A 25,948-nucleotide genomic window follows, 5' to 3' on the forward strand; every position below is an offset into this window, starting at 1 on the left:
AAGGTTCGCACAGATCGCAAACCAGGCGTATGATGGTTTCCAAGCAGTCATTCTCTTGCTGACGCGTCGAGGGCCTGCCGATCCCCTCCCGCCAAGCGCCAGTTCGCCTCCCGCGGCAGGTAGCGCATCGCCGCATTTCGTATCGGACGACGAGGAGAGCTACGATGAGCCACACGTTGCGGCGGCGTGATTTCCTGAGGATGTCGGCTTCCCTGGCAGGAGCCTCAGCGGCGGGCTTTTCTTGCGTAGGGATCGCCCGTGCCGCTCCGATCGAGGTGCCGACCGTCGACAGGCTCGCGATGCGGGTCCTGATCGATTCCAGCCATGATCTCTTCCTCAGGCCGAGCGAGGTGAATGGCGTCTCGATCCAGCCGGCGCCCAGGCCCAAGGACTATCGTCAGATCCTCCACAACCAATGGGGCTTGTCGCTGTTTCTTGAGTCCCAGCGCGGTAGCGAAGCCAAAGCGATGATGCTCGACTTCGGCTACAGCCCGGAGGCACTGCTGAACAACATCGACATCACCGGCGTCGATCCCGGCAAGCTCGATGCGCTGATCGTCAGCCATGGACATTTCGACCATTACGGCGGGCTGCTCGGGTTCCTGAACAAGTATCGCTCGGTGTTGCCCGCAGAGCTGAAGCTCTACGCCGGGGGTGAGGACAACTTCTGCCACCGTGTCCAGGGCACTGGCACACCGGGCCAGTTCACGGACTTCGGCGTTCTGGATCGCCGCGAGCTCGCCGCCCAGAAGGTCGCAACCGTTCTGTGTGAGGTCCCCACGGTGATCTCGGGTCACGCCTTCACGACCGGAAAGATCAAGCGGGCCAGCATCGAGCGCGTGCTCCCCAACACCTTCGTCGAATTTGCGATGAAGGATGGCCTGGGGTGCGACGCAAGCCACTACGCACCGGCTGAAGTGCAGGGCAAGATCGTCCCCGACGAGCACATTCACGAGCACGCGACCTGCTTCAACATCAAGGATCGTGGCCTCGTCGTGATCAGCTCGTGCGGGCACGTCGGCATCGTGAATTCGGTCCGCCAGGCGCAGGAGGTGGCCGGAATCCGGAAGGTGCACGCGATCGCCGGTGGCTTTCATCTCGGACCAGCCCCGCCCGATTACCTCAACCAGGTGATCGCCGAGATTGCAAAACTCGAGCCGGACGTTGTCATCCCGATGCATTGCAGCGGGAGCAACTTCGTGCAGGCGATGCGTCAGCAGATGCCCGCGAAACTGCTGGTTTCGACCACCGGGAGCCAGATCACCTTTGGCGCGTAGCTCAACGCCTCGCACGAGGCTCGACGCAGTGAGCGCACGCTTCCGGACATGGCCGCTCGCGATGAGTGTGGCACTTCTGACAGGCGCTCTTGGCGCGGGCGCTCAGACCGCCACGGCTCCCAAGCGCTCTGCCGCTGAGCTCATGGATGTCCTGATGTGGAACAAGGAGCCCATCGGCGGGCCCTTCTCACTGATCGACCATACCCGGCGGGTGAAGACGGACGCAGACTTTCGCGGAAAGTGGCTCCTGCTCTATTTCGGATCTACCTACTGCCCTGACGTTTGCCCGACGGATCTCCATGTGATCGCCCAAGCGGTCGATCAGCTCGGTCCCGCCGGGGATGCAGTCCAGCCTGTTTTCATCACCGTGGATCCGGAGCGAGATAGCGCCGAACATCTGGCGGAATATGTTGCCCTTTTCCATCCGCGGCTTGTTGGCCTGACGGGTGATCCCGCAGCGATCAGCCGGGCAGCATCGGCCTACAAGGTGTTCTACGCCAAGGTGCCGGCTGCCGGGACGCTCGAGTACTCGGTCGATCACACGGCGTTCATTTACCTGGTCGACCCTGCGGGCCAATATGTTGGCTTTTTCCCGCCCGGGACGTCTGCCGAGCGCTTGGGGCAGGTTTTGCGGCAGCATCTACCGTCGAGCAACCGCGCAAGCCCGGTCGCCCGGTGAGCGACCCGGCGGAGCAAGATCCGGGGACGCGGAGACCGCAGATATCGCGAGAGGACGCGCTGATGACGTCCGACACCGATCTTCTCGACGCCGTGGTGGTTGGTGCCGGATGGGCCGGCCTGGGCGTCAGTTACTACCTGGGCCAGGCGGGTCTGCGGCATCGCGTGCTCGAACGAGGGCGGATCGGCGAGACCTGGCGCACCCAGCGTTGGGATTCCTTCCGCATGAACACTCCCAACGCTCTGTCGGTCATGCCCGGCGACACCTACGACGGCCCCGACCCGGAGGGCTTCATGACACGCGATGCGTTTGTCGCCCTGCTCGAGGGCTTCGCCGCGCGCAATCGCCTGCCGGTCGACACCGATACCCCAGTGGTCGATCTAGCCTGTGACGAGCGGGACAACGTCTACCGCCTGGAGACGCCGCGCGGCGCGCGGCGGGCGCGCAACGTGGTGATCGCGAGCGGCAATCTGAACCGCTCGCACAGGCCGGCGGCGGCAGCGGCATTGCCGCCCGGGCTCTTCCAGATAGACGCGTCCGACTATCGCGATCCCGCGGCGCTTCCCGCGGGAGCCGTGCTGGTCGTCGGCAGCGGCCAGTGCGGCGGTCAGATCGCGGAAGATCTCGTGCAGGCCGGTCGAGGCGTGTTCCTCGCCACCGGCCGCGTCGGACGCCTGCCACGTCGCTACCGTGGGCGCGACATCACGTTCTGGCTCCGTCGCAGCGGGCTCTACGACGTACCCCGGAAGGATTTGCTGGACGCCGCCGGCCACATCGCGGCGCGGCCGCTGCTTGGCGTGGGCCACTCGATCAGCCTGCAATCGCTCAGCGCGCAGGGTGTCGTGCTCCTCGGTCGTTTCATCGGGGTCGGGGACGGTACGCGCCTGAATTTCGCGGATGATCTGGAGGAGAACATCCGCTTCGGAGACGAATCCTCAACGGCATTCAAGCGCTACATCGACGACTACATTGCGCGAGAGGGGCTCGATATTCCCGCTGCGGAACCGGACCCCGCCGAGAGCGTCGCGCCGCATCTGCCGGATCCGCCGATCCGCTCGCTCGATCCGGTCGAATGCGGCATCGCGACGGTGATCTGGTGCACCGGCTTCGGGGGCGACTTCGGGTGGGTGCGGGTGCCAGGGGTGCTCGATGCGCGGAGACAGCCGGTGCACGAGAAGGGTGTTGCCGCGCAGCCCGGCATCTACTTTGCCGGCCTGGACCTCGCGATCACGCGCAAGTCCGGCACGCTGTTTGCGCTCACTGAGGAGCCGCAACTCGTGGTCGAGCACATCCTGGTGCGCCGCTGACCGCGGTTCCTTCACTCGCTGAACTTCGGCTTCCACCAAGCATCGGTCGCGGATCGTGATCGTGTGCCCACAAGGCCCACAGGATCGCTCCGAGCGGCTGCCGCGCCCATGCCAAACCCGCGTTGGCCCAAACTGTCAAAACCTTGTCCTCTCCGATCAAGCGCAGTGACGTGGCTCGGATAGGATATTCAATCACCGGCCAGAGAGTTTCGTACAACGCGCAGCAATGCACCTCACCCGGCTGCAAACGCGAACCGAAATCATCCGATGGAGGCGCGTGGCTCTGCAGCAAACATGCGGTTGAACCAGCGACCTATGAGCGGTGTGGAACATGGAGATTGCGCTACCCGGCGTACGCGTTCCATCCCGAATTCGATCATCAGAATGCCCAGGAGGATGCCGTGATGCGAGCGTCGCGAGTTCGCAGGAGAGTTCAGCAGGCCATCTTCATCATGGCGATCGCGGTCGGCACTGCATCACAGGCTGGTGCGCAAATATCGCCATCGCCGCAGCCCTCCGGCAGAGTCTCCATCGAACAGGTCCAGATGGCCTTCATCGGGAGTGCTGCAGTCGGCGGCGGGAAGCTCTACTTCCGTGGGCGCTCCTATCCGTTCACGATCAACGGCCTCGGCGTCGGAGGCATCGGCGCCTCGAGGCTCGAAGCAAGCGGGCAGGTTTATCAGCTGGCTCGAGCCCGGGATCTGGAAGGCGTCTACGGGCAGGTCCGCGTCGGCTGGGCCCTGGCCAATCAGGGAGACGGCCGGCTCTGGCTGCAGAACGACAAGGGCGTCGTCCTGCGACTGAATGCAAAGCGGCAGGGCCTGATGCTGGCACTCGGAGCAGATGCCGTCCGTATTCAGCTGATGCGCTGATCCCCGCGCCGGCCGCTGCAGTCTTCGCGGCCGTTGGCGCAGATCCATATGAGGCAGCCGACGCTCGACAATGTGGGGTTCGGTCTTCTCGGTATGCGCTTTGCAATACCGGCATAAACCGTTTTGCAAAGCGCGGCGCAATTCAGAGCTGCGCGTGCAACCTGGGAACGACCGGCAACGGCTCAATGGCCGGTCCCGCAAAATGCGCCGGGTTGGGTCCCCCTGCAGCCTGATGCGTGAACCTGATATCGAGCAGGGCCGCACCCGGGTCCACGACAAGGGCAACCGGGAGGATCTGTGCGGAATCGGTGCGATGCGTCGGCGCGACGGCACCAGCGCCCGAAACCGCATGCACGGGTACGGATGAGAAGAGCAACCGCGAGGCGTCCGAACGATCCTCGGAAACAGGCCTCCCCTGCCCCGCCTGGATCTCGACCGGTGGCGTGAGCGCCGCCACCACGAGCTCACCCGAGGCCGCAGAAGCAGCCTCGTCGTCCGCCATGTCAGCCACTTCCTGCGACACGGGAGATGGTGGAGCGAGGGCCGGCCGGCGCGGCGGCAAAGGCGCGAAGCTCAGCGCCTCGGGCAGTGCCGCGCCCGCTGCCGAAGCGAGGACCACTTGGCGTGACTGCGGCGCTGCCTCCGCATTCGGCGTCGGCTGGGCGCTCTGATCCCGTCGGAAGAGGCCCGCAAGCAGGCTGCCCAGCGACGGGCCGGTCGTGGCGCCGGAGGCCAGGGCCGCGTCGCGGGCCGCAATCTCGGCCTTTGCCTCCGCATAGCGGGCCAGCGGCTTGCCGCTCGGCGGCAGATGGACCGTCTTGCCGTCCGGGAACAGGCGCGCGAGCTGCTCTTCCGACATGCGCGGCCAGGCGCGCACGCTGCCGGTGTCGATATGCACGAAGGACGATGACGGATAATAGCCGACACCGCCATACTGCATCTTCATCGCGACCTCGCGCAGCTTGCCCGTGTCGACGTCGGGAAACCGGACGTCCATCGCGTGCCCGAGCATATGCTGGCTGTGCTCGGAGACGGCCTTTGAGCGGCTGCGCAGCATGGCGTTGGTGGTCGGTGATCGGTAGGCCGAGATCACCTCGATCGGCGCCGAGGACCCGGTCTCGCGATAGACCTCCCAGAGGATGTCGAACAGGCGCCGGTCCATCTTGGCCTGCTGCTCGACCCGCCAATCGCGCAGGAGCCAGTTCAGCTGGTTCAGCGCCTCCTCGTCGTACTCGCCGTTGCGCCGGAACGTGATCGTGGCGCTCTCGCGCGTGTGGGTATGGTAGAGGGTCAGGCTGCGCGTCTCGCCGAAGGCCGCAGCATCCTGCGTGCGCACCGTGCCGGCCAGCAGGCCCGCCACGATGCCAACGAAGCCCAGGAAGGCGCGGCTGGAGCGCCTCCTCGCAATATGGTCACGGCCAGAGCGGAATCTCACGAGATGCCCCCGAGAAATGCCCCCGGTCGGGAGGAGACGGGCTCTCGCCTCCTCGTACGCCGGCGGGTCGAATCCCTTTTCTGGGGACGAACCATGGCAAAATTGTTGTACTCGACTACTTAACCGTAAAGGTTTTTACTTTTCGAACGAGAAGCCGGGACGCGAACCATGCCGGACCTGAACCGCCGTATCGTCCTGATGGGTGGTTGCGCCGTCACTCTCGCCACGATGGGATTGGCCGGGTGCGTTCCCAGCGAGGCGCCGTTCGCTGGAGCGGGTGGCCCGCAGTTTCTGCCCGTCCCGGCCTCCGGGCGGCGCACGGCCGTCCTCTCCGAGGACATGTACGGCCCGATCGACGACGAGCCGTTCCCAGTCCCGGCCGTAGACGTGTCCAGGATCGACCCGATTTTCCTCAGGGCAGAGGTCGATTACGCCAGCGCCGAGCCGCCGGGCACGGTCATTGTCGATCCGGACAATAAGCACCTCTATCATATGCTGGAGGGTGGTCGCGCCGTTCGCTACGGCATCGGTGTCGGGCGCGAAGGGTTCGGCTGGTCTGGGACGGCGACAATCCGCGAAAAGCGGGAATGGCCGGATTGGTATCCCCCGAAGGAGATGATCCAGCGCCAGCCCGAAATCAGGCGCCAGCTCACCGACCTCGAAGGCGGCCTCGGCATGCCGGGCGGTCCGCGGAACCCGCTCGGCGCACGGGCCATGTATCTGTGGCAGAACAACAAGGACACGCTGTATCGCATTCATGGCACGTTCGAACCCCAGACGATCGGGAAGAACGTGTCTTCCGGCTGCATTCGGATGATCAACCAGGACGCGATCGACCTCTACAGCCGGACGGAGCCCGGCACGAAGGTCATGGTGCTCGCCTGAGATTTCATTCCGCGGCACTTCCTGTCCTCATCACTCACCGTCATTACGAGCGGAGCGAAGCCATCTAGGAGCGCATCCGTCGACGGGTAGATTGCTTCGCCTGCGGCTCGCAAAGACGGAGGTGCGGCGGAAGCGGCAGTGCATCACGCCTACTGCGGTTCGACCGTGTTGCCATTCATGAACAAGCGCACGATCTCCAGCGTCATTCCGGAAGACTCGCCCTCATTCATCCAGACCCTGCAGTCAAGCCAAGCCATTGGGCCCGTTCTCGTTTTGGAACGCTGAACTTGCCGGAGGCGTTGCCCTGACGGCTGTCTGGCATGACGGCCTTCCTGCATTCCGGAACAAGGATCCCAGCAATGGCGGACAACGACTGGTGGAGGAACGATCGACAGCAGCGTCGCTATCGCGACGACGATTACAGTTCCTATCGTGGCGAGGGCTATCGTCGCGGTCGCCGTGACTTCGATGATCGCGGAGAGGATTACCGCAGCGGTCGCGGCTACGAGGGCCGCGGCGACGTCTATCGCGGCGGATACGGCGGTGGCGGATATGGCGGCGATTATCGCGGTGGATTCCGGGATCGCGACTTCGATCGCGATTACGGCGACCGCTATAGTTCCGAGCGCTATCGTGGGCCGTATCGGGAGCGCGAAGATCGCGACTTCGGACAAGGATACGGCTCCGAACGGTACCGTAGCGCATTCCGGGGTCGCGACTCCGATCGCGACTATGGCGGCGGATACGGTGCCGAGCGTTATGGCGACTCCTATCGGGATTATGCCCGCGGCAATTACGAGCGCGGCACCGGCGGCAACGACTATTATGGCGGCTTCTACGGCGCCGATCAGGGTTATCGTGGCTCCGACCGGGACATGGGGGGCTATCGCGGCGAACGCAGCGGATGGGATCGCTTCAGCGACGAGGTGTCTTCCTGGTTCGGGGACGAGGATGCCGAACGTCGCCGCGAGCAGGATGCTCGGCGCGACGACTGGTCGGCCCAGCACCATCGTGGCCGCGGCCCGAAGGGCTACAAACGGTCCGACGACCGCATCCGGGAGGATGTGAACGATCGTCTCACCGACGACCCGATCGTGGATGCCAGTGAGGTCGACGTCAGCGTCTCGAATGGCGAGGTCACGCTCACCGGCACGGTCGACAGCCGCGAGGCCAAGCGGCGGGCCGAGGATTGTGCGGAGCGGGTTTCGGGCGTCACCCACGTGCAGAACAATCTTCGCGTCCAGCAGCACATGGCGAGCCAGGGCACCACGAGCGGGACCCGGAGCAGCATGAGCAGCGGCAGCACGACCGGGCCGCAAGGCACGGGTCTCGGCGGTGTCGAGGTCGGCCCCAGAGGAAGCGAAGCCAGCACGTCGGATCGCACGGGCCCGCGCAAGGCCGAGGCCAATACCTGACCGCGACGGCAGAGCGAATACGAGAGAACGGGCGGAGCAATCCGCCCGTTCTTCATGGGATCGGGACCGTCTCGCACAAGCGATCGAGCAAAGGCGCCTGTCCGACCAGGATTTTGATCCGCGCCTCCTCGAGACCGAACCATCTCGCCTCGTCGATCTCGGGAAAAGATTGCCGGCGTCCGCTTCGCGGCGGCCACTCCATCTCGAATTGATTGCTGCGGATTATCGCCGGATCCAGATCTCCCTCGACCGCGAACGCCATCACACGCTTGCCGCCGGACTGGCGGATCTCTCCGATGAAGACCGCTGAGCCGCTCGGCCGGACGCCCGTTTCTTCCTCGAACTCGCGAAGAGCCGCCGCCTGCGGATCCTCGCCATCACCATATTCGCCCTTCGGGATCGACCAGGCGCCGGCATCCTTCTTCGCGAAATACGGTCCTCCGGGATGCACGAGCAGAACCTGAAGTTCACTGGACCGGATGCGATAGAGGACGAGACCCGCACTTCGTTTCGGCACTGCGCTCAGTTTCGGCACTGCGCTCACCCCTGTCGTGACGCGAGGAACACCTCACCGGTCCCATGAGAAGGCGGCGATCCGGGGATCCGCCGCGAAGGCATTCCGACCAAACTCGATGCGGATATCCGGAAACTCGCAAATTGCCTGGACTCCGGACGGGCTCAGGCGAATTCGCCAGGTCTGGCGCCGGGCCGGTCTCGGCTTCTCGAAGGCTCGGCAGGTCAGGAGAGCGACATTCCTGCGGTGGTCCGGATCGCGAACCGACTCGTAGCGGATGATCTCGACCCCGGCTTCGCGCGATGCATCGGCAAGGTCCTGGCACGCGACATAATCGGTAACGTGCATCCAGGCGGTGCGATCGCTCGTGAGCGGCGGTGCCGTCAGATCGATCGCCCGCTCCGACCGGAGGACGGCTGCGAACGCGGTGTATTCGCCCGGATCCCACGGCCAAGGCGTCTCGGGTGACTCGGCGAAGAACAGAAGGCGGTAGAAGGCCATCTCCGCCACCGCCGTTTCCGGTCGTTCGGCAGCGTAGTAGACCCCGGGCGTCCTCCCGGCCCGCCGGAAGCGGGAACCATGCGGGTAGACCGTGCCGTAGCGGAACGGCGTCGACAGGAGATAGTCGAGATGGCGGCACTCAGGTGGAACGGCCGGCTTCGTCTCCTCGATCAGGCCCTCGAGCAGATCCTGCTCCTCGAGACTGTCGGCGAGCTTGAGGGTCGAGACCCGGTGCTGCGCCTCGACGAGCCGCCAGCAGAACCCGGCATAAGCCCGCGTCTCACGCGAGAGCGCGTCGGGCGTCCAGGTACTGAATGGCATCGACGAGTCCGGCCACGCTCTGGATCTTCTCGACGGGCCTGCCGTCGAGCGCGGTGTTCGGGTTTCTGAGCCAGGCCCGCGCGACCGCCTCGTCTCCTCCGACGATGGCATCGAGGGAGCGGTAGAGGCGCACGAACAGGACGGCCAATTCGAACGGCTTCGTTCCGCGCTCCAGGACGTGTTCGTTCCGGCGCATGCGGGACACGGTCGGCTCGGAGACCCCGATCACGCCGGCCAGCACCTTGGCGGTGATCCCGAGGTGATCCGCCGCCCTGAGCGTGGCCTTCGACAGGACACGCCCCTCTTCCGCCTTCGCGTCCGCTCGAATTCCGACAGAGTGCATGAGACCCTCCTGTCAGAAACTATATAGGCAAAATCTTTCCCAGGAAAGGGGCTGCCCGGGCGAGGAGCCTTGCGTCGCACCCTCCGTCGGTCCGGACAGGGAAAGCAGCCATGATCCGTCGAGGCGCGACTGCGCAGCGTCTGCACTCTCCCGCGCCATCCGCCCTATCGGGTGGCTCGTGCACTCGCTCCGTTCTCGAGTTTCGTGGCGAAATAGCCGATCGTCCGGGCATAGACCGGCGACTTGTTCCAGGCCCTGAGAACCTCCGCATTCGGGGTACTAGGCTCCCACGAACCGCCCCGCTGCCAGCCATGGCTCTTCAGGTAGTTCGCCGTGGATGCGAGGACGTCGGGCACGCTCCTGATCAGGTCGCGTCGCCCGTCGCCGTCGAAATCGACAGCGAGCCTGTAGTAGTTCGACGCCATGAACTGGGCCTGGCCGAGTTCCCCTGCCCAGGCCCCCCGCATCTCGTCGGGCGAGAGGTCGCCCCGCTGGATGATCCGCAAGGCATCGAAGAGCTGAGGCGTGAACAGTTCCGTCCGGCGGCAGTCATAGGCCAGGGTCGCGATCGAACGAATCGTGTGCAACTTGCCCCGCGCAGCCCCGAAGTCGCTTTCGAGCCCCCAGATGGCAACCAGGATCGGACCGGGAACGCCGAACTCCTGCTCGATCCTGGACAAGAGCCCCGCATATTGCCGCAACAGGCTCGAGCCCTTCTGGACACGATAGAGTGGCACCATCTTGGCGGAGAACTGCTCGAAGCTCTGCTTGAAAAAACGCTGCCCGCGATCTCGCTTGATGATGCTTGGGTCGTAGGTAACGCCGTCCAGGCCGGCGTTGACCGCCCGGGCCGAGATTCCCTGCGCCGCAGCCTCCCGCCGCACGTCGCCGAGCCATTTGTCGAAGCCCGCCGGATCCTGGCAGGTGAGCGCGGAAGCCGGGCCGGCTACGACCGCTCCCATCACTCCGGCCACAACGGCCAACATCATTCGCACAGGCATTCTCATGAGCAATCTCCGGCTGAAACTTGACCATTCTGCAGAGTGACAATTGGGGCCGTCTTTTTGGAAGAGTAGGTGTGCCGGCGGGAGGGTCCTCCCAGCCAAGCGCGGAACAACGAAGTTTGAGTCGCGTTCCCCGATTACTGCGACGCTTGGTGATGGCTCATGGTGCATGCGGACCAAAGACTTATTCGCAGCCGGGATCCGCGCACCGCGTACGTGCGCCCGACGCGGATCGCCTGCCTTGCGGTGTTCCTCGCCCTTCCGGGATCGCTCGCATTCTCCTCGGTCGGTCCTTCCGCCAAGTTCGAACCCGACCGTGCGCCGTTTCCGTCCTCTGTGGCTGGACTGACGGCACAGTCCGATCCGAGTGCTCACGAAAGGAGCGTGCGCGGGAGGCTGGCAGCGGGACTTTGCATTTCGCTCCGGCTTCCCGAAAACTGGACCTTGTCGACCGACAGAGGCAGGGCTCACCTCCTCGACGCCAAGTCGGGAGCCGAGTTCGAGATCGACGCACGAAGCACGGTTGAACCGCGCGATTCCCAGGAGGCCGACCTGTCGGGCCGGGAGGCGGCGGCCCTTCAGAAGCAATATGAGGAGATCATCGGAAAGCCTGCTCAGGCGGTTCTCCACGAGCCGACAAACTACGTCGGCGTGAGCCATTGGTCCGCAACCTGGATCGACGCGAACTTCGCCGCTGAAAGCCATTCCCATGTGATCGAGACGTTCATCGTCGTCGATCACAAGTCGGTCGTCGACGTCACTCTCGTGAATGTCGGGGCCCGCGAGGCTTACGATCGGCACGTCTCGCGCATGCTGTCCTCGCTCCGGATCGAGACGGAAGAGGATTGCCGGCCCGACCCGCTTGCCGAGCGCTGACACACTGGGCCGCGGCAGCATTGCACGATCGTACAGAGCTGCCTCCGGAGCGCGATCACCTCGTCTTTACGCCGGGCGACTTCTGCCCCAAGCTGCGGCCTCTGCTTCGAGCAAGGGATCCAGGGGTGAAGTTTCGCCTTTTCATCGCAATGCACTTCGCCACCATGCTTACCGGCACGGTCGTCCTCTGGTGGTTCGTGATGCCCGATAAGCCGGCGGAAGCTTTGGCAGACGGGATCAGTGCCGGCGCTATTGCCGGCTATGCCGAGATCATGGCGATCCGGCTCCGCCTGTAGCCTGTTTGTTCCCGGCCCGATCGCCACTGCTCTCCCGGCCGCCTCGCTTCAGGCTTGCGGGTGGCTGTTCTTTCGTCGAAGACTTCAAGGCGTGTGCGAGATTATAGGCGGTGTTCACCAGCCCTACATGCGAGAATGCCTGCGGCGTGTTGCCCGCCTGGCGTCCTGAATTGGGGAAGAATTCCTCCGACAGAAGTCCCAGGTCGTTACGCGCCTTCAGCACCTTGTCGAACAACCTCTGTGCATCATCGATCCGTCCCTGCATGAGGTAGGCGTCCACGAGCCAGAACGTGCAGGCCAGGAAGGCGCCCTCCTCGCCAGGCAAGCCGTCCTGCGTCTGATCGACATCGTAACGCCGCACGAAACCGTCATGCATAAGGTTGCGCTCGATCGCGCTGACGGTACCCGTGATGCGCGGGTCGGAGGCCGGCAGGAAACCGAGCGACGGCAGGAGCAGCAGGCTCGCGTCGAGCGCCGTCGATCCATAGGATTGAACGAAGCTCCGAAGCTTCGAATTATATCCGTGCGTGCAAATGTCGTCGTGGATGATCTGGCGGAGCTGCTGCCATTTCTCGACGGGAGCCTTGTGTCCGAACGCCTGTGCGCTCTTGATGCCGCGGTCGAAGGCGACCCACGCCATCACCTTCGAATAGGTGAAGTGCCGGCCTCCGCTGCGCATTTCCCAGATGCCCTCGTCGGGCTCCCGCCAGACATCCTCGAGATGCGACAGAAGAGCCAGCTGCAGCGACCAGGCCGCGGCGTTCTCGGGGAGACCGCCGCAACGGGCCTGGTGCAAGGCATCCATGACCTCGCCGAAGACATCGAGCTGGAGTTGCCCATGCGCCGCATTGCCGACGCGCACCGGCCGCGACCCCTCGTATCCGGGTAGCCACGGGATCTCCCACTCGGTCAGCCGCCGCTCGCCGGCAATGCCGTACATGATCTGAAGCTGATCGGGACTTCCGGCAACCGCCCTCAGCAGCCAGTTTCGCCAGGCCTCAGCTTCCTCGTAGTAGCCCGCGTTCATGAGCGCGAGCAGGGTCAGGGTGGCATCCCGGAGCCAGCAGTAGCGGTAATCCCAGTTCCGCTCGCCCCCGAACCGCTCCGGCAAGGAGGTCGTGACAGCCGCCACGAGCCCGCCGGTCGGGGCGTAGGTCAGGGCCTTCAGGGTAATGAGGGACCTGTCGATCGCAGCAGCAAGCCCGTCCCCCTGGCCTTTCACGAGCTTGCGCGCTCTGCGGCGCTGGGCACACCATTGCGTCCAGAACCCCTCCGTGTCGTCGAGGGACGAGAACGGGTCGATAGGCCGAGGCGGCGGCGCATAGGACGGGCCATAGGTGAGGACGAAAGGAACCGTCTCACCCTCGCCGACCTCGAACTCGGCCTTGATCACGGCCTGATCCACGTCGAGGGGAATCGGCGTTCGCAGGACTACCATGTCGGGACCCGCGACGGCTTGCAGCGTTGCCCCGCTCCCCTCGTCCAGCCGCCTGATCCAGGGAGTGACCTTGCCGTATCCGAAGCGCACCACCAGCTCCATGCGCATCGAGACCCGGCCGTGATCGCCGCGCACAAGCCGGACGACGTCGGAATTCGTGCCGCGCGGCGGCATGAAATCAATCAGCGTCGCCTCGCCATCCTTCGTCCCAAATCTCGTTTCCAGGATGAGCGTGTTGGTTCGGTAGGCTCGCCCGCGAAAGGCATCGGCATCCGGGGGGGCGATTTGCCATCGGCCATGTTTCGGGTCACCGAGGAGAGCCGCGAAGCAACTGTCTGAATCGAACCGGGGCCAGCAGAGCCAATCGATGGAGCCGTTGCACCCGACCAGGGCACCTGTCTCGCAGTCTCCGATCAGTCCGTAACTCTCAATCGAGGGCATCATGCGACTCAACACTGACGGCCGGGCCAGCAGGCCCGGCCGGGATGAAGGAGCGAAATGGTTCGGCGGTGAAAGTGCATGGCCTGCGCCCCGGTCAGGGCGGGTCGTCAATTTCCGCCGACATCGGGCTGCTCTTCATGACTGCTCCTTCGGAACATCACCCGATCGGGCGATCACGACCCTCCTGGAGGCGCGAAGAAACAGATGATGCTCTTGGATGGCGTCTCGCAGAGATGAAACTGCTGGTCCGGAGAGACTTTTGCCGCCCCTCGCGCAATGATGCGGCCATCCCACAGCTTCCATCCTGCGGGCGATTCCTCGACTGTCTGGCCGTTCGCCTCGCTCAAGGGGTGGCAATCCCTGTCACTGCAACAGGCGATCGGATACCAGCTGTGAGCAAAGCTAGTGGTGGGACACATGATCAGCAACGCAACTGCGAGCGACCAATGATGCGGGCGCGCCATGTGCAATCTCCTGCCCGTGTGCCCACTAACTCTGATGTGCAGTAAAGGTTCGTTTCGCACTAGGCGGAGATGCCATGGCACTCCCGGAGATCTCCCGGGTGCCTCCGGGCATGGCGTCGCGGCCTCCTGCGACCGCGATGCCACCAAGGTTCAACTTGCTTTTGCCATGATCGGGATCATCTTGGAGCGGTCGCTCCCGCGACGCGAGGCAACCTGAAGCCGTGATCCCGTCCCGCCCCTTTGTCGGCCTGCTGCAGGTGCTGCTGGCGCTTCTGCTCGTGACGGGAGTTCCATCGGTCGAGCCCGATCGTCCGGGGCACGGTACCCGGATCCGCGCGGTCGAAGGGTCGCTGAAGGTCATCGATCCCTCTCACGGGAAGACGAGCCAATGGACCGTCGAGGCCAAAGCCCAGCCCGACAGTTCCGACGGAGACGGGGGACTCGATCCGGTTCTGCTCCCGTGCGAGCCTGAGGTCGTTCTCGACCTCGCCAAGCTGATCCAGGCGGGCCGCGCATCCTATCCTACGGCGCCGCCCTCCCACAGGCCCTGTTCCGCTCCGCCCACCGGGCCTCCTCACGCCTGAGCCAGACTGCACGCGCGCCCCATGAGCGCCGCGTGTCGCTGCGTGCACCTCATGTCGTGCACGCGCCTTTGCTCATGCTGTGACGAGACCTGTCATGCTCATCTTTTCCCGTCTGAAGACGGCCATCATCCTGGGCATCTGCCTGGTTGGTGCCGTGATCAGCGCAATCGCTTTCATCCCGTCCAGCATGCTGCCGGCGTGGATGCCCCACCCGGAAATCAACCTTGGCCTCGATCTCCAGGGCGGATCCTACCTTCTCCTCGAAGTTGACACCAAAGCGGTTCTCAAGGAGCGGCTCGATTCGCTCCGGGCGCAGGCCGTACAGGCCCTCCGGGAGGCTGGCATCCGCCATAGCGGGCTCATCGCCCGGGATCGGACGCTCACGATCCAGCTCCTCAACGAGGCGGATGTGGACAGAGCCCGGAAGGCACTGGCCGACATCATCTCCGCGCGCAGCGAGGGCCCTGCGCGGGCCTCCCTGCTCACCGCCGAAGCTCAGGGCACGCGGCTGCTGCTGACGCTTTCCGAACCCGGCCTCGCCGACGTCACCTCGAAAGCCGTGCAGCAATCGATCGCCATCGTGCGCCGCCGGATCGATGAGACGGGCGTCAACGAGCCCGTGGTCGCGCGCCAGGGCGAGAGCCGGATCATCGTCGAATTGCCGGGCGTATCGGATCCCGGCCGCATCAAGCGCCTCCTCGGCTCCACCGCGAAGATGACCTTCCGTCTCGTGGCTTCGGGCGAGTCCGCGGCGGGCGCCGATACCGAGCTCCTCCCTCTCGCCGAGAAAAGCGGCGGCGCCCGGACGATTGCCGTGCGGCGGCATGTCGAGGTCGATGGCGCCGACCTCACGGATGCGCATGCGACGCGGGATTCACGCACTCACGAATGGGTCGTGAGCTTCAGCCTCGACTCGACCGGCACCCGTCAATTCGCGGCCGTGAGCACCGCTCATGTCGGCGAGCCCTTCGCGATCGTGCTCGACAACAAGGTGCTCTCCGCACCCGTCATCCGAGAGCCGATCATCGGCGGAAAGGGCCAGATCAGCGGTCACTTCACGGTCGCCGAGGCCAACGACCTCGCCGTGCTGCTGCGGGCTGGCGCCCTCCCGGCTCCGCTCACCGTCGTGGAGGAACGCACGGTCGGGCCGAGCCTCGGGGCGGATGCGATCCATGCCGGCCTGATGTCGGTGCTCGCGGGCTTCTCGCTCGTCGTCGGATTCATGATCGCGATCTATGGCCATTTCGGCATCTATGCCGCCGTGGCCCTCGTCGTGAACCTCGCGCTCACGATGGCCGGTCTCGCGCTGCTCGGCGCGACGCTGACGCTGCCGGGCATCGCCGGCATCCTGCTCGCGCTCGGCATGGCGGTGGATGCCAACATCCTCGTCAACGAACGGATCCGGGAAGAGGTGAAGCGCGGGCGCGGCGTCATCCACGCCGTCGAGACCGGGTTCCGCCGTGCCTATGCGGCGATCACGGATGCCAACGTCACCACCCTCATCAAGATGCTGATCCTGTTCGCCATGGGCACAGGCGCCATCCGGGGGTTCGCCGTGACGATCAGTCTCGGAATCGTGATCTCGATGTTCACGGCCATTCTGCTGGTGCGGCTGCTCATGAGCCGGTGGCTCAAGCGCGTGCGGCCGAAGAGCCTTACGATCGGAACGCGCTGGCGGATCTTCCCCGAGCACACCGCGATCCCGTTCATGCGCGCGCGGTATTCGGGTCTCGTCGTCTCCGCGATGATCAGCCTCGCCTCGCTGGGCCTGGCCTACAAGCCCGGCCTGCAGATGGGGGTCGATTTCGCGGGCGGCGTGGTCGTCGAGGTTCGCACCGAAGGGCCTGCCGATGTCGCGATGCTGCGCGAGAGGTTCGGCAATCTGGGCCTCGGTCCCGTGCAGGTGCAGCAGTTCGGCAGTCCGCAGGATGTCGTCCTGCGCTTCGAGCAGCAGCCGGGCGGGTCGGAGGCGCAGAGCCAGGCGGTTGACCGCGTGAAGGAAACGCTGCACGACGTCGCGCCGGGCGCCCAGGTCCGTCGTGTCGAAGTGGTCGGCGCATCCGTCGGATCCGAACTCTTCCGGGAGGGCCTCACTGCGCTCGGGCTCGCGGGCATCGCAATGTTCGTCTACATCGCGTTCCGCTTCGAGTGGCCCTTCGCGGTCGGCGCGATCGTGACCATGTTCCTCGATCTCACGAAAACGGTCGGGTTCTTCGCGATCACGGGGCTTGAGTTCAATCTCACCTCGATCGCAGCGATCCTCACGATCATGGGCTTCTCGATCAACGACAAGGTCGTGGTCTACGACCGCGTCCGCGAGAACCTGCGCATCTACAAATCGAAGCCTCTTCGCGAGGTGATTGACCTCTCGATCAACGAGACGCTGTCGCGCACGATCGGGACCTCGCTCGCGCTCTTCCTCGCGATCGGACCGCTGGCGCTGTTCGGCGGGCCTGCCCTGTGGGAATTCGCCGTAGTGCTGCTCTTCGGGCTCGTCCTGGCGACGAGTTCGTCGATCTTCATCGCGGCACCGATCCTGCTCAACATCGGCGAGATGCGGCTGCGCCGCGGCCGAGCCACACAGCATATCGGCGTGCCGAGCACGTCATGACGGTGATGCCTGCGGGGCAATCCCGCCCCGCAGGCGCCGATGCATCGGACCTTTGAAAGGTTTCGGGAGCGCCTGCCCGGCATCCCGTCGAATACGAAGAAAGACTTTCGCCATGAAATCCGCTGTCCTGCGTGCGGATGCGAGCGGCCCAGCCGATGAAGCACCGCACCCGACGCCGCCCGAGCCGGCGTCATCCCTGCCGGCCGGGAGGCCCCATGCGCTGAAGCGCAAGGCCGCGCCGCTGCTCGCGCTTGCAGTCCTCGCGGCGCTCGGCGCGCTGCTGTTCCATCTCGTCGATGGTCTCGATTTCACGGCGATCTGGGCAAGCGCGCGCAACATGCCGCGAGGACTGATCGAGCTATCGCTCCTCCTCAGTGCGACGAGCTATCTCGTTCTCATCGGCTATGACGCCTATGCGGTCCGCGCCGTGACCGCGACGCACGTACCCTTGCGGACCATCGCCCTTGGGTCGTTCACGAGCTATGCGATCGGCCATACGCTGGGCTTTCCGCTGCTCACGGCAGGCGCCGTCCGTTACCGGATCTACAGTGCGGCCGGATTGTCGCTGACCGAGATCGCCAAGCTCACGGCGATTGCGGGCTTGACGCTCTGGATCGGCATGGCGGCGGTTCTGGGCCTCAGCGCCTCGCTCCAGCCTCAGGCGCTGTCATCCTTCGACCGATTGCCGGCCGATGCGAACCAGCTGCTCGGCTCTCTCCTCCTCGGCGGCCTCCTCCTGTTCCTGGCCTGGTGCGGCCGGAGCGGGCGCGAGATCGGGCGCGCTAATGCGCGCGTAGTCTTCCCCGGCGGTCGTGCTGCTCTGATCCCGATCGGGCTCGGTCTGCTGGATATCTCCGCTGCCGCGGCCGCTCTCTGGATCCTGCTCCCCCAAGGAGCCGAGATCGGATTTCCGGCCTTTGCAGCCGTCTTCGCGGCCGCGATCCTGCTCGCGATCGCGAGCCACGCTCCCGCGGGTCTCGGCGCCTTCGAGGCGGCCGTGATTCTTGCCCTACCGGGAGTACCGGCAAGCGATCTTCTGTCGTCGCTGCTCGTGTGGCGGCTGACCTACACGCTCATCCCGTTCCTGTTCGCCGTCACTCTCCTCGGTGTCCACGAGTTGCGGCAGCCCACGACGCCGCTCTCGCAGGCCATCGCGAAAGTCAGGCGTTTCGCCATGCCGTTCGTGCCGGCGGCACTGGCGGCCCTGACGTTTCTGGGTGGCCTCGTCCTTCTCACCTCCGGTGCCTTGCCTAACGACTATTCGCGCATCCGCGCCTTGAAGCATCTGGTGCCGCTCCCGTTCGCGGAAGTCTCGCACCTGGTCGCGAGCACGGCCGGCGTCGCCCTCCTGATCATCTCGCGCGGATTGCTGAAACGCCTCGCGAGCGCCTGGACGCTCGCGATGGTCGTGATCGGGGCCGGGATGGTGCTGTCCCTCGCGAAGGGCTTCGACTGGGAGGAGGCTCTGGTTCTCGGCGCAGTCCTGACCCTGCTCGTGATCTACCGCTCCTCCTTCTACCGCAAGGCAGGCATCTTCGCCGAGCCCCTGGAAATCCGCTGGCTGGTGGCGATCGCCTTCGTGATCGGCTGCACGATCTGGCTCGGATTCGCAGCGTTCCACGGTGTCGACTACAGCCACGACCTCTGGTGGCAGTTCAACTGGCACGACGATGCCTCACGCTTCCTCCGGGGCAGCCTCGCCGCCGTGATCGCCGGCGCTGGCCTTTCGCTCTACGCGATGATCCACCGATCGCCGTCCGGACGCAGGGCGGAACCGCTGAAGCCCGATATGCTCGCGCCCGCCCTGGCCCTCGCGGAACGCGCCGATGCACATCTCGCGCTCCTGGAGGACAAGCGCTTCCTGATCCACGAAGCCGGTGACGCCTTTCTCATGTATGGCGTGCGCGGCAAGAGCTGGATCGTGATGGGCGATCCGGTCGGAAATTCGGATCGTGCGTCCGATCTGATGTGGCGGTTCCTCGAGGAGGTCGATCGCCATGATGGCTGGCCGGTCTTCTATCAGGTGAGTCCGGCTCACCTGCCGATCTATCTCGATGCCGGCCTTTCGCTGATCAAGCTCGGCGAAGAGGCCCGTGTGGACCTTGCAACCTTCACCACGGAAGGCCGTGCCGGGCGGGATTCGCGAAGCGCTCTCAACCGCGCCAAACGCGACGGCCTCGAATTCGTGATCATCCCGGCTTCAGAGGTTCATGCGCATCTCGCCGAACTCAAGGCCGTATCAGACGTCTGGCTCGCACAGCGGAGCGCAGGCGAGAAGGGTTTCTCCATCGGCTTCTGGTCCGAGCGCTATCTCTCCCGTTTCGACATTGTCGCCATTCGGCGCGAAGGCAAAATTCTGGCCTTCGCGAACATCTGGTACGGCCGCCCGGGCGGGGAGATCACGATTGACCTCATGCGCCACCTCCCGGACTCTTCGGGCGTGATGGACCTCCTGTTCGTGAGCCTGATGCTGGAAGGCAAGTCGCGGGGGTATCGCTGGTTCAATCTCGGCATGGCGCCGCTCACCGGCCTGTCCGACCATCGGCTCGCGCCGAACTGGCAGAAGATCGCGACATTCGTGGCCCGCAATGGCGAACGCTTCTACGGTTTCCATGGGCTGCGGGCCTACAAGGAGAAATTCCGACCCGTCTGGGAGCCGCGATATCTCGCCTCTCCTGGAGGCTGGGCATTGCCGCAGATCCTGTTCGACGTGACGGGTTTGATCTCGGGCAGCGCGTCGAGGGCCATGAAGCGGGGAGGAAAAGCATGAAGAGCCCCTTCGCAATGCGCGGAATCATGACCGTGCTGGCTCTCCTCGCCATCATCACCGGCGCCGCTCTTCAGGAGCGCGCCGCCTGGTCGGCGCTGAGCCCTCCCCATATCTCCACGGAGGCGCTCGAGGTGGACGGGTTCGGAACCGTCGCTATCGTGCATTCGGACCGCGTTCCACGCGGACTCGTGATCCTTGCTGTCGATACAGCGCATGCGGATGCGCGCCGCGAGGACGCAACCGCACTCGCAGCAGAGGGTCTCATCGCGGTGACGTTCGATTTCGACGCATTCCGCAAGTCGCTCGCGCAATCCCCGCCGGAAGACGAGTGCCACTACGTCGCCGACGACCTGAAGGACATGGCGCAGGCCGTGGAGCGCAAGCTCGGCCTGAAGCGTTATTTCTTTCCGGTCATCGGCGGCCGTGGTGACGGCGCCGCCTTTGCTTACGCGGCTCTCGCGCAGGCTCCCGACAACACGCTCGGCGGGGCGATCAGCGTCGGCTTTCAGCCGGTGCTCAAATCCGACCGCCCCTACTGCTTCGATCCGGCCCTGAAGCCTGCAGGCGACGGCGCTTACGCATTGCCCAACGACGAGGGCCTGCCGGGCCCATGGCGGGTGATCGCGAGCGATGCCGACCGAAGCGCAATCACGGCCTTCCAGCAGCAAATCGACGAAGCCGAGTTCGTATCCGCCAACGACGATGCGTCGGTGCGGCGCGCGCTCGTCGAAAGCGCCCTGCGCTTCGGGAAGGGCGGCGAGCGAGGCGCTTCAGATCTACCGGTTTCGGTCATCAAGCCCGACGGCCCGATCTCGGCGCTCGCGGTCATCGTCTCGGGCGACGGCGGCTGGCGGGATATCGATAAATCGATCGGCGAATGGCTGTCGGAGCGCGGCGTTGCCGTGGTGGGCGTCGATTCGCTGCGCTACTTCTGGTCGAAGAAGAGCCCCGGCCAGGTGGCCGCGGACCTGGCGCTTCTGCTCGATCATTACGGGAAGGAGTTCGGCACCACGCGCTATGCGCTCATCGGCTATTCGTTCGGCGCCGACATCATGCCGGACGTCTGGCCTCTTCTGCCCAAGACAGTGCGAGATCACATCGGCCTGGTGTCGCTTCTCGCCCTCGGCACGAATGCCGATTTCGAGATCACGGTCGAAGGCTTCATCGGCTCCGCCTCGGCCGAGAGCCGCCCGCTGACGCCCGCGCTCGTAAGGCTCCCCATGGATCGAACGCAGTGCATCTACGGCAAAGAAAATGCGGAGGATAAAGAAACCTCATGCATCGCGCCCGAGCTCGATCGCGCGCAGCGCATCGCTCTCGAAGGCGGCCATCACTTCGACGGCGACTACACGGTCGTGGCGGAGGCGATCTGGAAACGGATGCAGGGTGATGGTTCTCATCCTGCACCGTAGTGCGATTTCGCCGACACGAACGATAACGCACTGCCACTGTCGTCATTGCGAGCCGGAGGCGAAGCAATCTACCCGTTTCCCGATGCGCTCCTGGATTGCTTCACTTCGTTCGCAATGACGGTGAGGGGGTAAGAACGCGAAGAGCACTGCCGGAAACAGAAACAAACTCCAGACCCACTCCGTCATTGCGAACGAAGGTGACACAATCCAGGAGCCATGCGCCGACACCTGGATCGCTTCGCTCCGCTCGCGATGGCATGCAACTCTCCTCGTCAGTGCCGCTCACGGCGCTATCAGCATGACCTTCACGCTCCGGGAGCGGTCGAGAGCCAGAGCGAAACCCTCCTGTGCCGACGAGAGCGGCCGCTCGGCCGTGACGAGCGACATGACGTCGATCTTCTTGTCGACGATGAGGTGCACGGCCTCTTCGAACTCATGTCCGAACCTGAACGAGCCTTTCAGGTCGATTTCTCTCGCCATGACGGCGTTAGCCGGAACCGGAATTTGCCCGCCCGGCAGGTTGCCGATCTGCACGACCGTCCCGCCGCGACGGACCGTGAAGATCGCCGACGAGAGACCGGCAGCCGTGCCCGACACCTCGAAAGCGACATCGAAGTTTCGCTCCGCTGCCAGATCCCGAAGCTCCTGCTCCCCTCGGGAGAGATCGATGACGTGATCCGCACCGAGGCGCTGCGCGAAGGCGAGCGGCGCGGCTGCGATATCGACGATCGCGATTTCGGACATTCCAGCAAGGCGGGCCGCCATGAAGGTGAGCAGTCCGATCGGCCCGGCGCCAAACACGATCCCTCGCCTGCCCTCGACCGGGCCCGCCCGATGGACGGCGTGCAGGCAGACCGCGAGGGGTTCCGCCAAGGCCGCCGCCACGAGCGGCGTGTCAGCCGGTACCTTGATGCACTGGGCGGGTATCGCATCGAAATAGGTCGCGAAGCCGCCCTGCATGTGAGGCTTCTTCGAAGCCGAGCCCATGAAATAGATGTTCTCGCAGAGGTTCGGACGCCCCTCCCGGCATCGGGCGCAATGCCCGCACCAGCGTGACGGATTCACGGCCACGCGATCGCCGACCTGCAGCCCTGAAGCCGGTCCGACGATCTCCACGACCTCGCCCGCGATCTCATGGCCAAGGATCAGTGGTGTCTCGACCACGAAGTCACCCGTCCGCCCGTGCCGGAAATAGTGCATGTCGGAGCCGCAGATGCCTCCCGCGCCGAAACGCACCCGCACCATTCCGGGCGCGAGCGGGCCGAGCGGCGCCTCGACCATGCGCAGATCCTCCGCCCCGAAAAGCGTAGCCGCCAGAGCCATGTCGTTCATTTCGTCACTCCCATCGTGCGTGGCAACCAGAGTGTGAGTTCCGGAATATAGGTGACGGCGACGAGCGCGAGCAGCAATGGGACGAGCCACGGAAGAATCGCCATGGTGGTGCGTTCGACCGACAGCTTGGCCACACGCGCCAGGACGAACAGAACCATCCCGAGAGGCGGGTGCAAGAGTCCAATCATCAGGTTGAGCGTGATGATCAAGCCGAAATGGATCGGGTCGATCCCGAGCTTCAGGACGATCGGGAGGAGAATCGGCACGAGAATCGTAATAGCCGCGATCGTGTCGATGAAGCAGCCGACGAACAGGATGAGGAGGTTGGCGAGGAGCAGGAAGACCCACTTGTTCTGCGTAATGCCGAGAATGGTATCCGACAGGATCTGAGCCGCTTGGCTGACGGTGAGGAGCCACGCGAAGATCGAGGCCGCCGTCACGATGAACAGAACCGACGCCGTCGTTTCGATCGTGTCGAAGCTTGCCTTGGCCAGCGTTCTCAGTGTCATGGAACGGTAGCGCACGAGGCCGAGGAACAGGGACCAGATCACGGCCGCAACCGCTGCCTCGGTCGGCGTGAACAATCCTATGGTCATGCCGCCGATCAGGATGACCGGCGCCATGAGTGCCATCACGGCGGAGAAGTCGAAATACCAGTCGAGCGCCAGGAGGACTGCGAGCGCAATCCCGATGGAGACATTGGTCGACAGGCCCGCCAGGACCATGAGCCAGACGGCCACCGGGAACGCCAGCACGATCACGACTTCGATCGTCGCGCTTCCGAGTTGCTGCCAGGAGAACGGAGTGTCGTTCCCCCACCTATTCCGGTGTGCGAAGAAGGCTACCGTCGCCATCATCAGGAGCGTCATGAAGACGCCCGGGATCACTCCGCCGAGGAAGAGCGCGCCGATGGAGACATTCGCCATCATGCCGTAAATCACGAAAGGCAAGGATGGTGGAATGATGGGCCCCAATGTGGCCGAGGCTGCAGTGACACCCACAGCGAACTCCGTCGAGTAGCCGTGATCCTTCATGGCCTTGATCTCGATCGTCCCGAGCCCGGCCGCGTCGGCGATCGCGGTGCCCGACATGCCCGAGAAGACCACGGAGCCTATGATATTGACCTGCCCGAGCCCGCCCCTCATCCAGCCGACGAGTGCGACAGCGAAGCCGTAGATTCGCCCCGTCACGCCGGCGATGTTCATCAGGTTGCCGGCGAGGATGAAGAACGGGACAGCCAGCAACGGGAAACTCTCAACGCCGGCAATCATGCGCTGAGCCAGAATGACGTCGGGGGCCGTTCCGGTCGCCACAATGTAAAGCAGCGACGCTACCGCCATGGGCAGAGCCACCGGCAGTCCGAGAATCAGGAGAACGAGAAACGAACCGATGAGGATCAGCATGGGCCTGGTCCTGAAGAATGCTCGGGAGGAATGAAACGGGCTATGGCTCGATCGTGACCGTGTCGAAGGCCTCGGGCCTCTCGAGGATCGAGTAGCCGCGCCGCCAGTTCTGGATGGAGACCTGAACCGACCTGACGAACATGAGGACGAAGCCCAGGAACACGCAGCCATAGATCAGGTTCTTCGGCAGCATGATCGTCGTCATGGTCTCGCCCTCGACGATTTCCATGAACCGCCACACGAGAAAGGCCGCGTAGGCGCAGAAGGCGATGCGCACGATGTCGATCGCGGTGGATAGGACCCTTGCAGGTGCCTGAGGGAGATACCGAAAGATCAGATCCACGTGGATGTGGCGGTCGAGACGGATGCACATCGCGGATCCGATGAACACGACGGCCACCAGGCAATAAGTGGCGATCTCCTCCGTCCAGGCAAACGAATCGTTCAGCACGTAACGGGTGAAGAATTGCAGGAAGACGGCGCCGGCCATCAGCCAGAAGATCGCCAGGGTTATCCAATCCTCGACCGCGTATTGGCTGAGATCGACCTCCGGTTCGGCCTCCTCGAACGTGTGGGCCAATTCCTCGGCCGATACCTGCGTATGAACCTCAGTCATGCGGTGCTCCAATGTCCTTCGGGCTCGCAGTCGAATGGAACCCATGCTGCGCACGATGGGCGCTTCCCGGGCTGATCCTCAAGCGCCGGGCTCATCCACGAGGGCCTGCCCGGAGAGTCATGCTCCCCGGGCAGGCGGGCACTCACAGCGCGGGTTCGCTCTGGATGGCCTGGATCCGGTCGTAATCCGACTTGCGATACCCGAAGGACTCGAACGAGACGTTCTTCAAAACGGTCTGCTTGAAGTCGTCCTTGTCGACGTCGGACACCGTGAGGCCCTTCTCTTTGAAGAAGCCGACGAGTTCCTTCTCCTTGGCCTGGATCTCTGCGGTCGCCCGTGCAGCGGCTTCCTGGGCGACTTCCGTGAAGATCTTCTTGTCCTCGTCGGAGAGCTTCTTCCACAGGCTCGACGAGACCACCGTGTTGAGGTGGTCGACGATATGCCCGGTGAGCGCAATGTGCTTCTGGACCTCGTAGAATTTCTTGGCCTCGATCGTGGTCAGCGGGTTTTCCTGAGCTTCGACAGTGCCATTCTGAAGCGCGAGGTAGACCTCTGCGAAGGCGATCGGCGCAGTATTGGCTCCGCAGGCGCGCGGCATGGCGAGATAGGCCGGAACGTCGGGAACCCTGATCTTCAGGCCCTTCAAGTCGGCGCAGCTCTTGATGGGCTTGTTCGACGACGTATGGCGCGCGCCGTAATAGGTCACGGCCAGGATCTGGTGGCCGGTCTTGTCGGAATAACCCTTCGCGAGCTCCTTGAATACGTCGCTCTTGGTATAGGCGAGAAGATGGTTCGCGTCGCGGAAGATGTACGGATAATAGGTCACGCCGATGGGCGCATAGCTCCGGGATGCGAAGCTGGAGCCCGAGATGATCATGTCGACTGAGCCGAGCGACAGGCCCTGGTTTATATCGGTTTCCTTGCCGAGCTGGGACGCTGGATAAACATCGATCTGGTAGCGCCCGTCCGTACGCTTGGCGATCTCTTGCGCAGCCCAGACGGACTGGGTGTGGAACGGCTCGGACGTCTCATAGACGTGCGCCCATTTCAGTTTCGTCTGAGCCTCTGCCACTCCTGCAGTGATCGAAAGACCGAGTGCTGCGGCGGCAAGCGCCGACCATCTTACCTTCATGGTTGTTTCCTTCGGTTAGA

23 protein-coding genes are annotated in these 25,948 nt (G+C 64.3%); 13 read left to right on the forward strand and 10 right to left on the reverse strand.

All coding sequences use genetic code 11. The features are described from left to right. The 5 genes from BN1233_RS49170 to BN1233_RS23330 all read left to right on the forward strand — a co-directional run. Nucleotides 1–190, forward strand: a 190-nt coding sequence (locus BN1233_RS49170) for a hypothetical protein (protein WP_048708389.1), incomplete at its 5' end; no start/stop codon positions are given. Next, on the forward strand, nucleotides 165–1,277 hold the full coding sequence (locus tag BN1233_RS23315; protein ID WP_046866004.1) for an MBL fold metallo-hydrolase: 1,113 nt from the start codon (nucleotides 165–167) through the stop codon (nucleotides 1,275–1,277). The genes BN1233_RS49170 and BN1233_RS23315, both read left to right, overlap by 26 nt. A 28-nt stretch (nucleotides 1,278–1,305) precedes the next feature. Further along, nucleotides 1,306–1,956, forward strand: coding sequence for an SCO family protein (locus BN1233_RS23320; protein ID WP_425311740.1), 651 nt, complete (start codon nucleotides 1,306–1,308; stop codon nucleotides 1,954–1,956). Between the two features lie 62 nt (nucleotides 1,957–2,018). Then, nucleotides 2,019–3,263 carry a flavin-containing monooxygenase gene (locus BN1233_RS23325; RefSeq protein ID WP_046866005.1) on the forward strand — a complete coding sequence of 415 codons (1,245 nt, stop codon included), beginning with the start codon at nucleotides 2,019–2,021 and terminating at the stop codon, nucleotides 3,261–3,263. Between the two features lie 338 nt (nucleotides 3,264–3,601). Continuing rightward, nucleotides 3,602–4,135 carry a hypothetical protein gene (locus tag BN1233_RS23330; RefSeq protein WP_048708391.1) on the forward strand — a complete coding sequence of 178 codons (534 nt, stop codon included), beginning with the start codon at nucleotides 3,602–3,604 and terminating at the stop codon, nucleotides 4,133–4,135. 142 nt (nucleotides 4,136–4,277) lie between these two features. Here the strand turns inward: BN1233_RS23330 and BN1233_RS23335 are convergent, their stop codons facing one another. Beyond that, complete coding sequence (locus BN1233_RS23335) at nucleotides 4,278–5,570, reverse strand: peptidoglycan L,D-endopeptidase MepK (protein ID WP_052763894.1); 1,293 nt, start codon at nucleotides 5,568–5,570, stop codon at nucleotides 4,278–4,280. A gap of 168 nt (nucleotides 5,571–5,738) precedes the next feature. Here BN1233_RS23335 and BN1233_RS23340 point away from each other — a divergent pair, with 168 nt between their 5' ends. Both BN1233_RS23340 and BN1233_RS51165 read left to right on the forward strand, forming a co-directional pair. Beyond that, on the forward strand, nucleotides 5,739–6,455 hold the full coding sequence (locus tag BN1233_RS23340; protein WP_046866006.1) for a L,D-transpeptidase: 717 nt from the start codon (nucleotides 5,739–5,741) through the stop codon (nucleotides 6,453–6,455). A 359-nt stretch (nucleotides 6,456–6,814) separates the two neighbouring features. Then, complete coding sequence (locus BN1233_RS51165; protein WP_046866007.1) at nucleotides 6,815–7,870, forward strand: BON domain-containing protein; 1,056 nt, start codon at nucleotides 6,815–6,817, stop codon at nucleotides 7,868–7,870. Between the two features lie 52 nt (nucleotides 7,871–7,922). Here BN1233_RS51165 and BN1233_RS23350 read toward each other — a convergent pair whose 3' ends face one another. The 4 genes from BN1233_RS23350 to BN1233_RS23365 all read right to left on the reverse strand — a co-directional run bounded on the left by BN1233_RS23350 (nucleotide 7,923) and on the right by BN1233_RS23365 (nucleotide 10,550). Further along, a complete protein-coding gene (locus BN1233_RS23350) occupies nucleotides 7,923–8,387 on the reverse strand; it encodes an NUDIX hydrolase (protein WP_046866185.1) in 465 nt (154 codons plus the stop codon). Nucleotides 8,388–8,438: 51 nt separating this feature from the next. After that, nucleotides 8,439–9,206, reverse strand: coding sequence for an RES family NAD+ phosphorylase (locus BN1233_RS23355; protein WP_046866008.1), 768 nt, complete (start codon nucleotides 9,204–9,206; stop codon nucleotides 8,439–8,441). Beyond that, on the reverse strand, nucleotides 9,166–9,549 hold the full coding sequence (locus tag BN1233_RS23360; protein ID WP_046866009.1) for an MbcA/ParS/Xre antitoxin family protein: 384 nt from the start codon (nucleotides 9,547–9,549) through the stop codon (nucleotides 9,166–9,168). Before BN1233_RS23360 ends, BN1233_RS23355 begins: the two co-directional genes overlap by 41 nt. Before the next feature lie 164 nt (nucleotides 9,550–9,713). Continuing rightward, on the reverse strand, nucleotides 9,714–10,550 hold the full coding sequence (locus tag BN1233_RS23365; protein ID WP_052763908.1) for a lytic murein transglycosylase: 837 nt from the start codon (nucleotides 10,548–10,550) through the stop codon (nucleotides 9,714–9,716). 165 nt (nucleotides 10,551–10,715) lie between these two features. Between BN1233_RS23365 and BN1233_RS23370 the strand changes: the two genes are divergently transcribed. Together BN1233_RS23370 and BN1233_RS47200 are read left to right on the forward strand one after the other, a co-directional pair. Continuing rightward, the gene (locus BN1233_RS23370) at nucleotides 10,716–11,429 is read left to right on the forward strand and encodes a hypothetical protein (protein WP_046866010.1); all 714 of its coding nucleotides are present in this window, start codon (nucleotides 10,716–10,718) and stop codon (nucleotides 11,427–11,429) included. 125 nt (nucleotides 11,430–11,554) lie between these two features. Beyond that, a complete protein-coding gene (locus BN1233_RS47200) occupies nucleotides 11,555–11,725 on the forward strand; it encodes a hypothetical protein (RefSeq protein WP_154678289.1) in 171 nt (56 codons plus the stop codon). Here the strand turns inward: BN1233_RS47200 and BN1233_RS23375 are convergent. Next, nucleotides 11,700–13,607, reverse strand: a complete 1,908-nt coding sequence (locus tag BN1233_RS23375) for a glycoside hydrolase family 15 protein (RefSeq protein WP_082145612.1) — start codon at nucleotides 13,605–13,607, stop codon at nucleotides 11,700–11,702. The two genes, BN1233_RS47200 and BN1233_RS23375, sit on opposite strands and share 26 nt — an antisense overlap. 682 nt (nucleotides 13,608–14,289) lie before the next feature. Between BN1233_RS23375 and BN1233_RS23380 the strand changes: the two genes are divergently transcribed. The 4 genes from BN1233_RS23380 to BN1233_RS23395 all read left to right on the forward strand — a co-directional run bounded on the left by BN1233_RS23380 (nucleotide 14,290) and on the right by BN1233_RS23395 (nucleotide 21,445). After that, a complete protein-coding gene (locus BN1233_RS23380) occupies nucleotides 14,290–14,652 on the forward strand; it encodes a hypothetical protein (RefSeq protein WP_046866011.1) in 363 nt (120 codons plus the stop codon). A gap of 94 nt (nucleotides 14,653–14,746) precedes the next feature. Further along, nucleotides 14,747–17,263, forward strand: coding sequence for a protein translocase subunit SecD (secD, locus tag BN1233_RS23385; protein ID WP_046866012.1), 2,517 nt, complete (start codon nucleotides 14,747–14,749; stop codon nucleotides 17,261–17,263). A gap of 112 nt (nucleotides 17,264–17,375) precedes the next feature. Further along, nucleotides 17,376–20,033, forward strand: a complete 2,658-nt coding sequence (mprF, locus tag BN1233_RS23390; RefSeq protein WP_048708397.1) for a bifunctional lysylphosphatidylglycerol flippase/synthetase MprF — start codon at nucleotides 17,376–17,378, stop codon at nucleotides 20,031–20,033. After that, nucleotides 20,030–21,445 carry a virulence factor family protein gene (locus BN1233_RS23395; RefSeq protein WP_048708399.1) on the forward strand — a complete coding sequence of 472 codons (1,416 nt, stop codon included), beginning with the start codon at nucleotides 20,030–20,032 and terminating at the stop codon, nucleotides 21,443–21,445. The genes mprF and BN1233_RS23395 overlap by 4 nt, the downstream gene beginning before the upstream one ends. A 282-nt stretch (nucleotides 21,446–21,727) precedes the next feature. On the opposite strand, the gene BN1233_RS23400 is transcribed toward BN1233_RS23395, so the two are convergent. The 4 genes from BN1233_RS23400 to BN1233_RS23415 form a co-directional block, all read right to left on the reverse strand. Further along, nucleotides 21,728–22,777 (reverse strand): L-idonate 5-dehydrogenase, encoded by a 1,050-nt coding sequence (locus tag BN1233_RS23400; RefSeq protein WP_046866013.1) that lies wholly within the window; start codon nucleotides 22,775–22,777, stop codon nucleotides 21,728–21,730. After that, nucleotides 22,774–24,180, reverse strand: coding sequence for a TRAP transporter large permease (locus BN1233_RS23405; RefSeq protein ID WP_046866014.1), 1,407 nt, complete (start codon nucleotides 24,178–24,180; stop codon nucleotides 22,774–22,776). The genes BN1233_RS23400 and BN1233_RS23405 overlap by 4 nt, the downstream gene beginning before the upstream one ends. Before the next feature lie 40 nt (nucleotides 24,181–24,220). Beyond that, a complete protein-coding gene (locus BN1233_RS23410; protein ID WP_046866015.1) occupies nucleotides 24,221–24,796 on the reverse strand; it encodes a TRAP transporter small permease in 576 nt (191 codons plus the stop codon). A 142-nt stretch (nucleotides 24,797–24,938) separates the two neighbouring features. After that, entirely contained in the window at nucleotides 24,939–25,928 is a 990-nt protein-coding gene (locus BN1233_RS23415) for a sialic acid TRAP transporter substrate-binding protein SiaP (RefSeq protein ID WP_046866016.1), read from the reverse strand. Nucleotides 25,929–25,948 lie beyond the last annotated feature (20 nt).

The sequence above is a fragment of the Microvirga massiliensis genome, from assembly GCF_001006805.1.
Classification (GTDB): Bacteria; Pseudomonadota; Alphaproteobacteria; order Rhizobiales; family Beijerinckiaceae; genus Microvirga; species Microvirga massiliensis.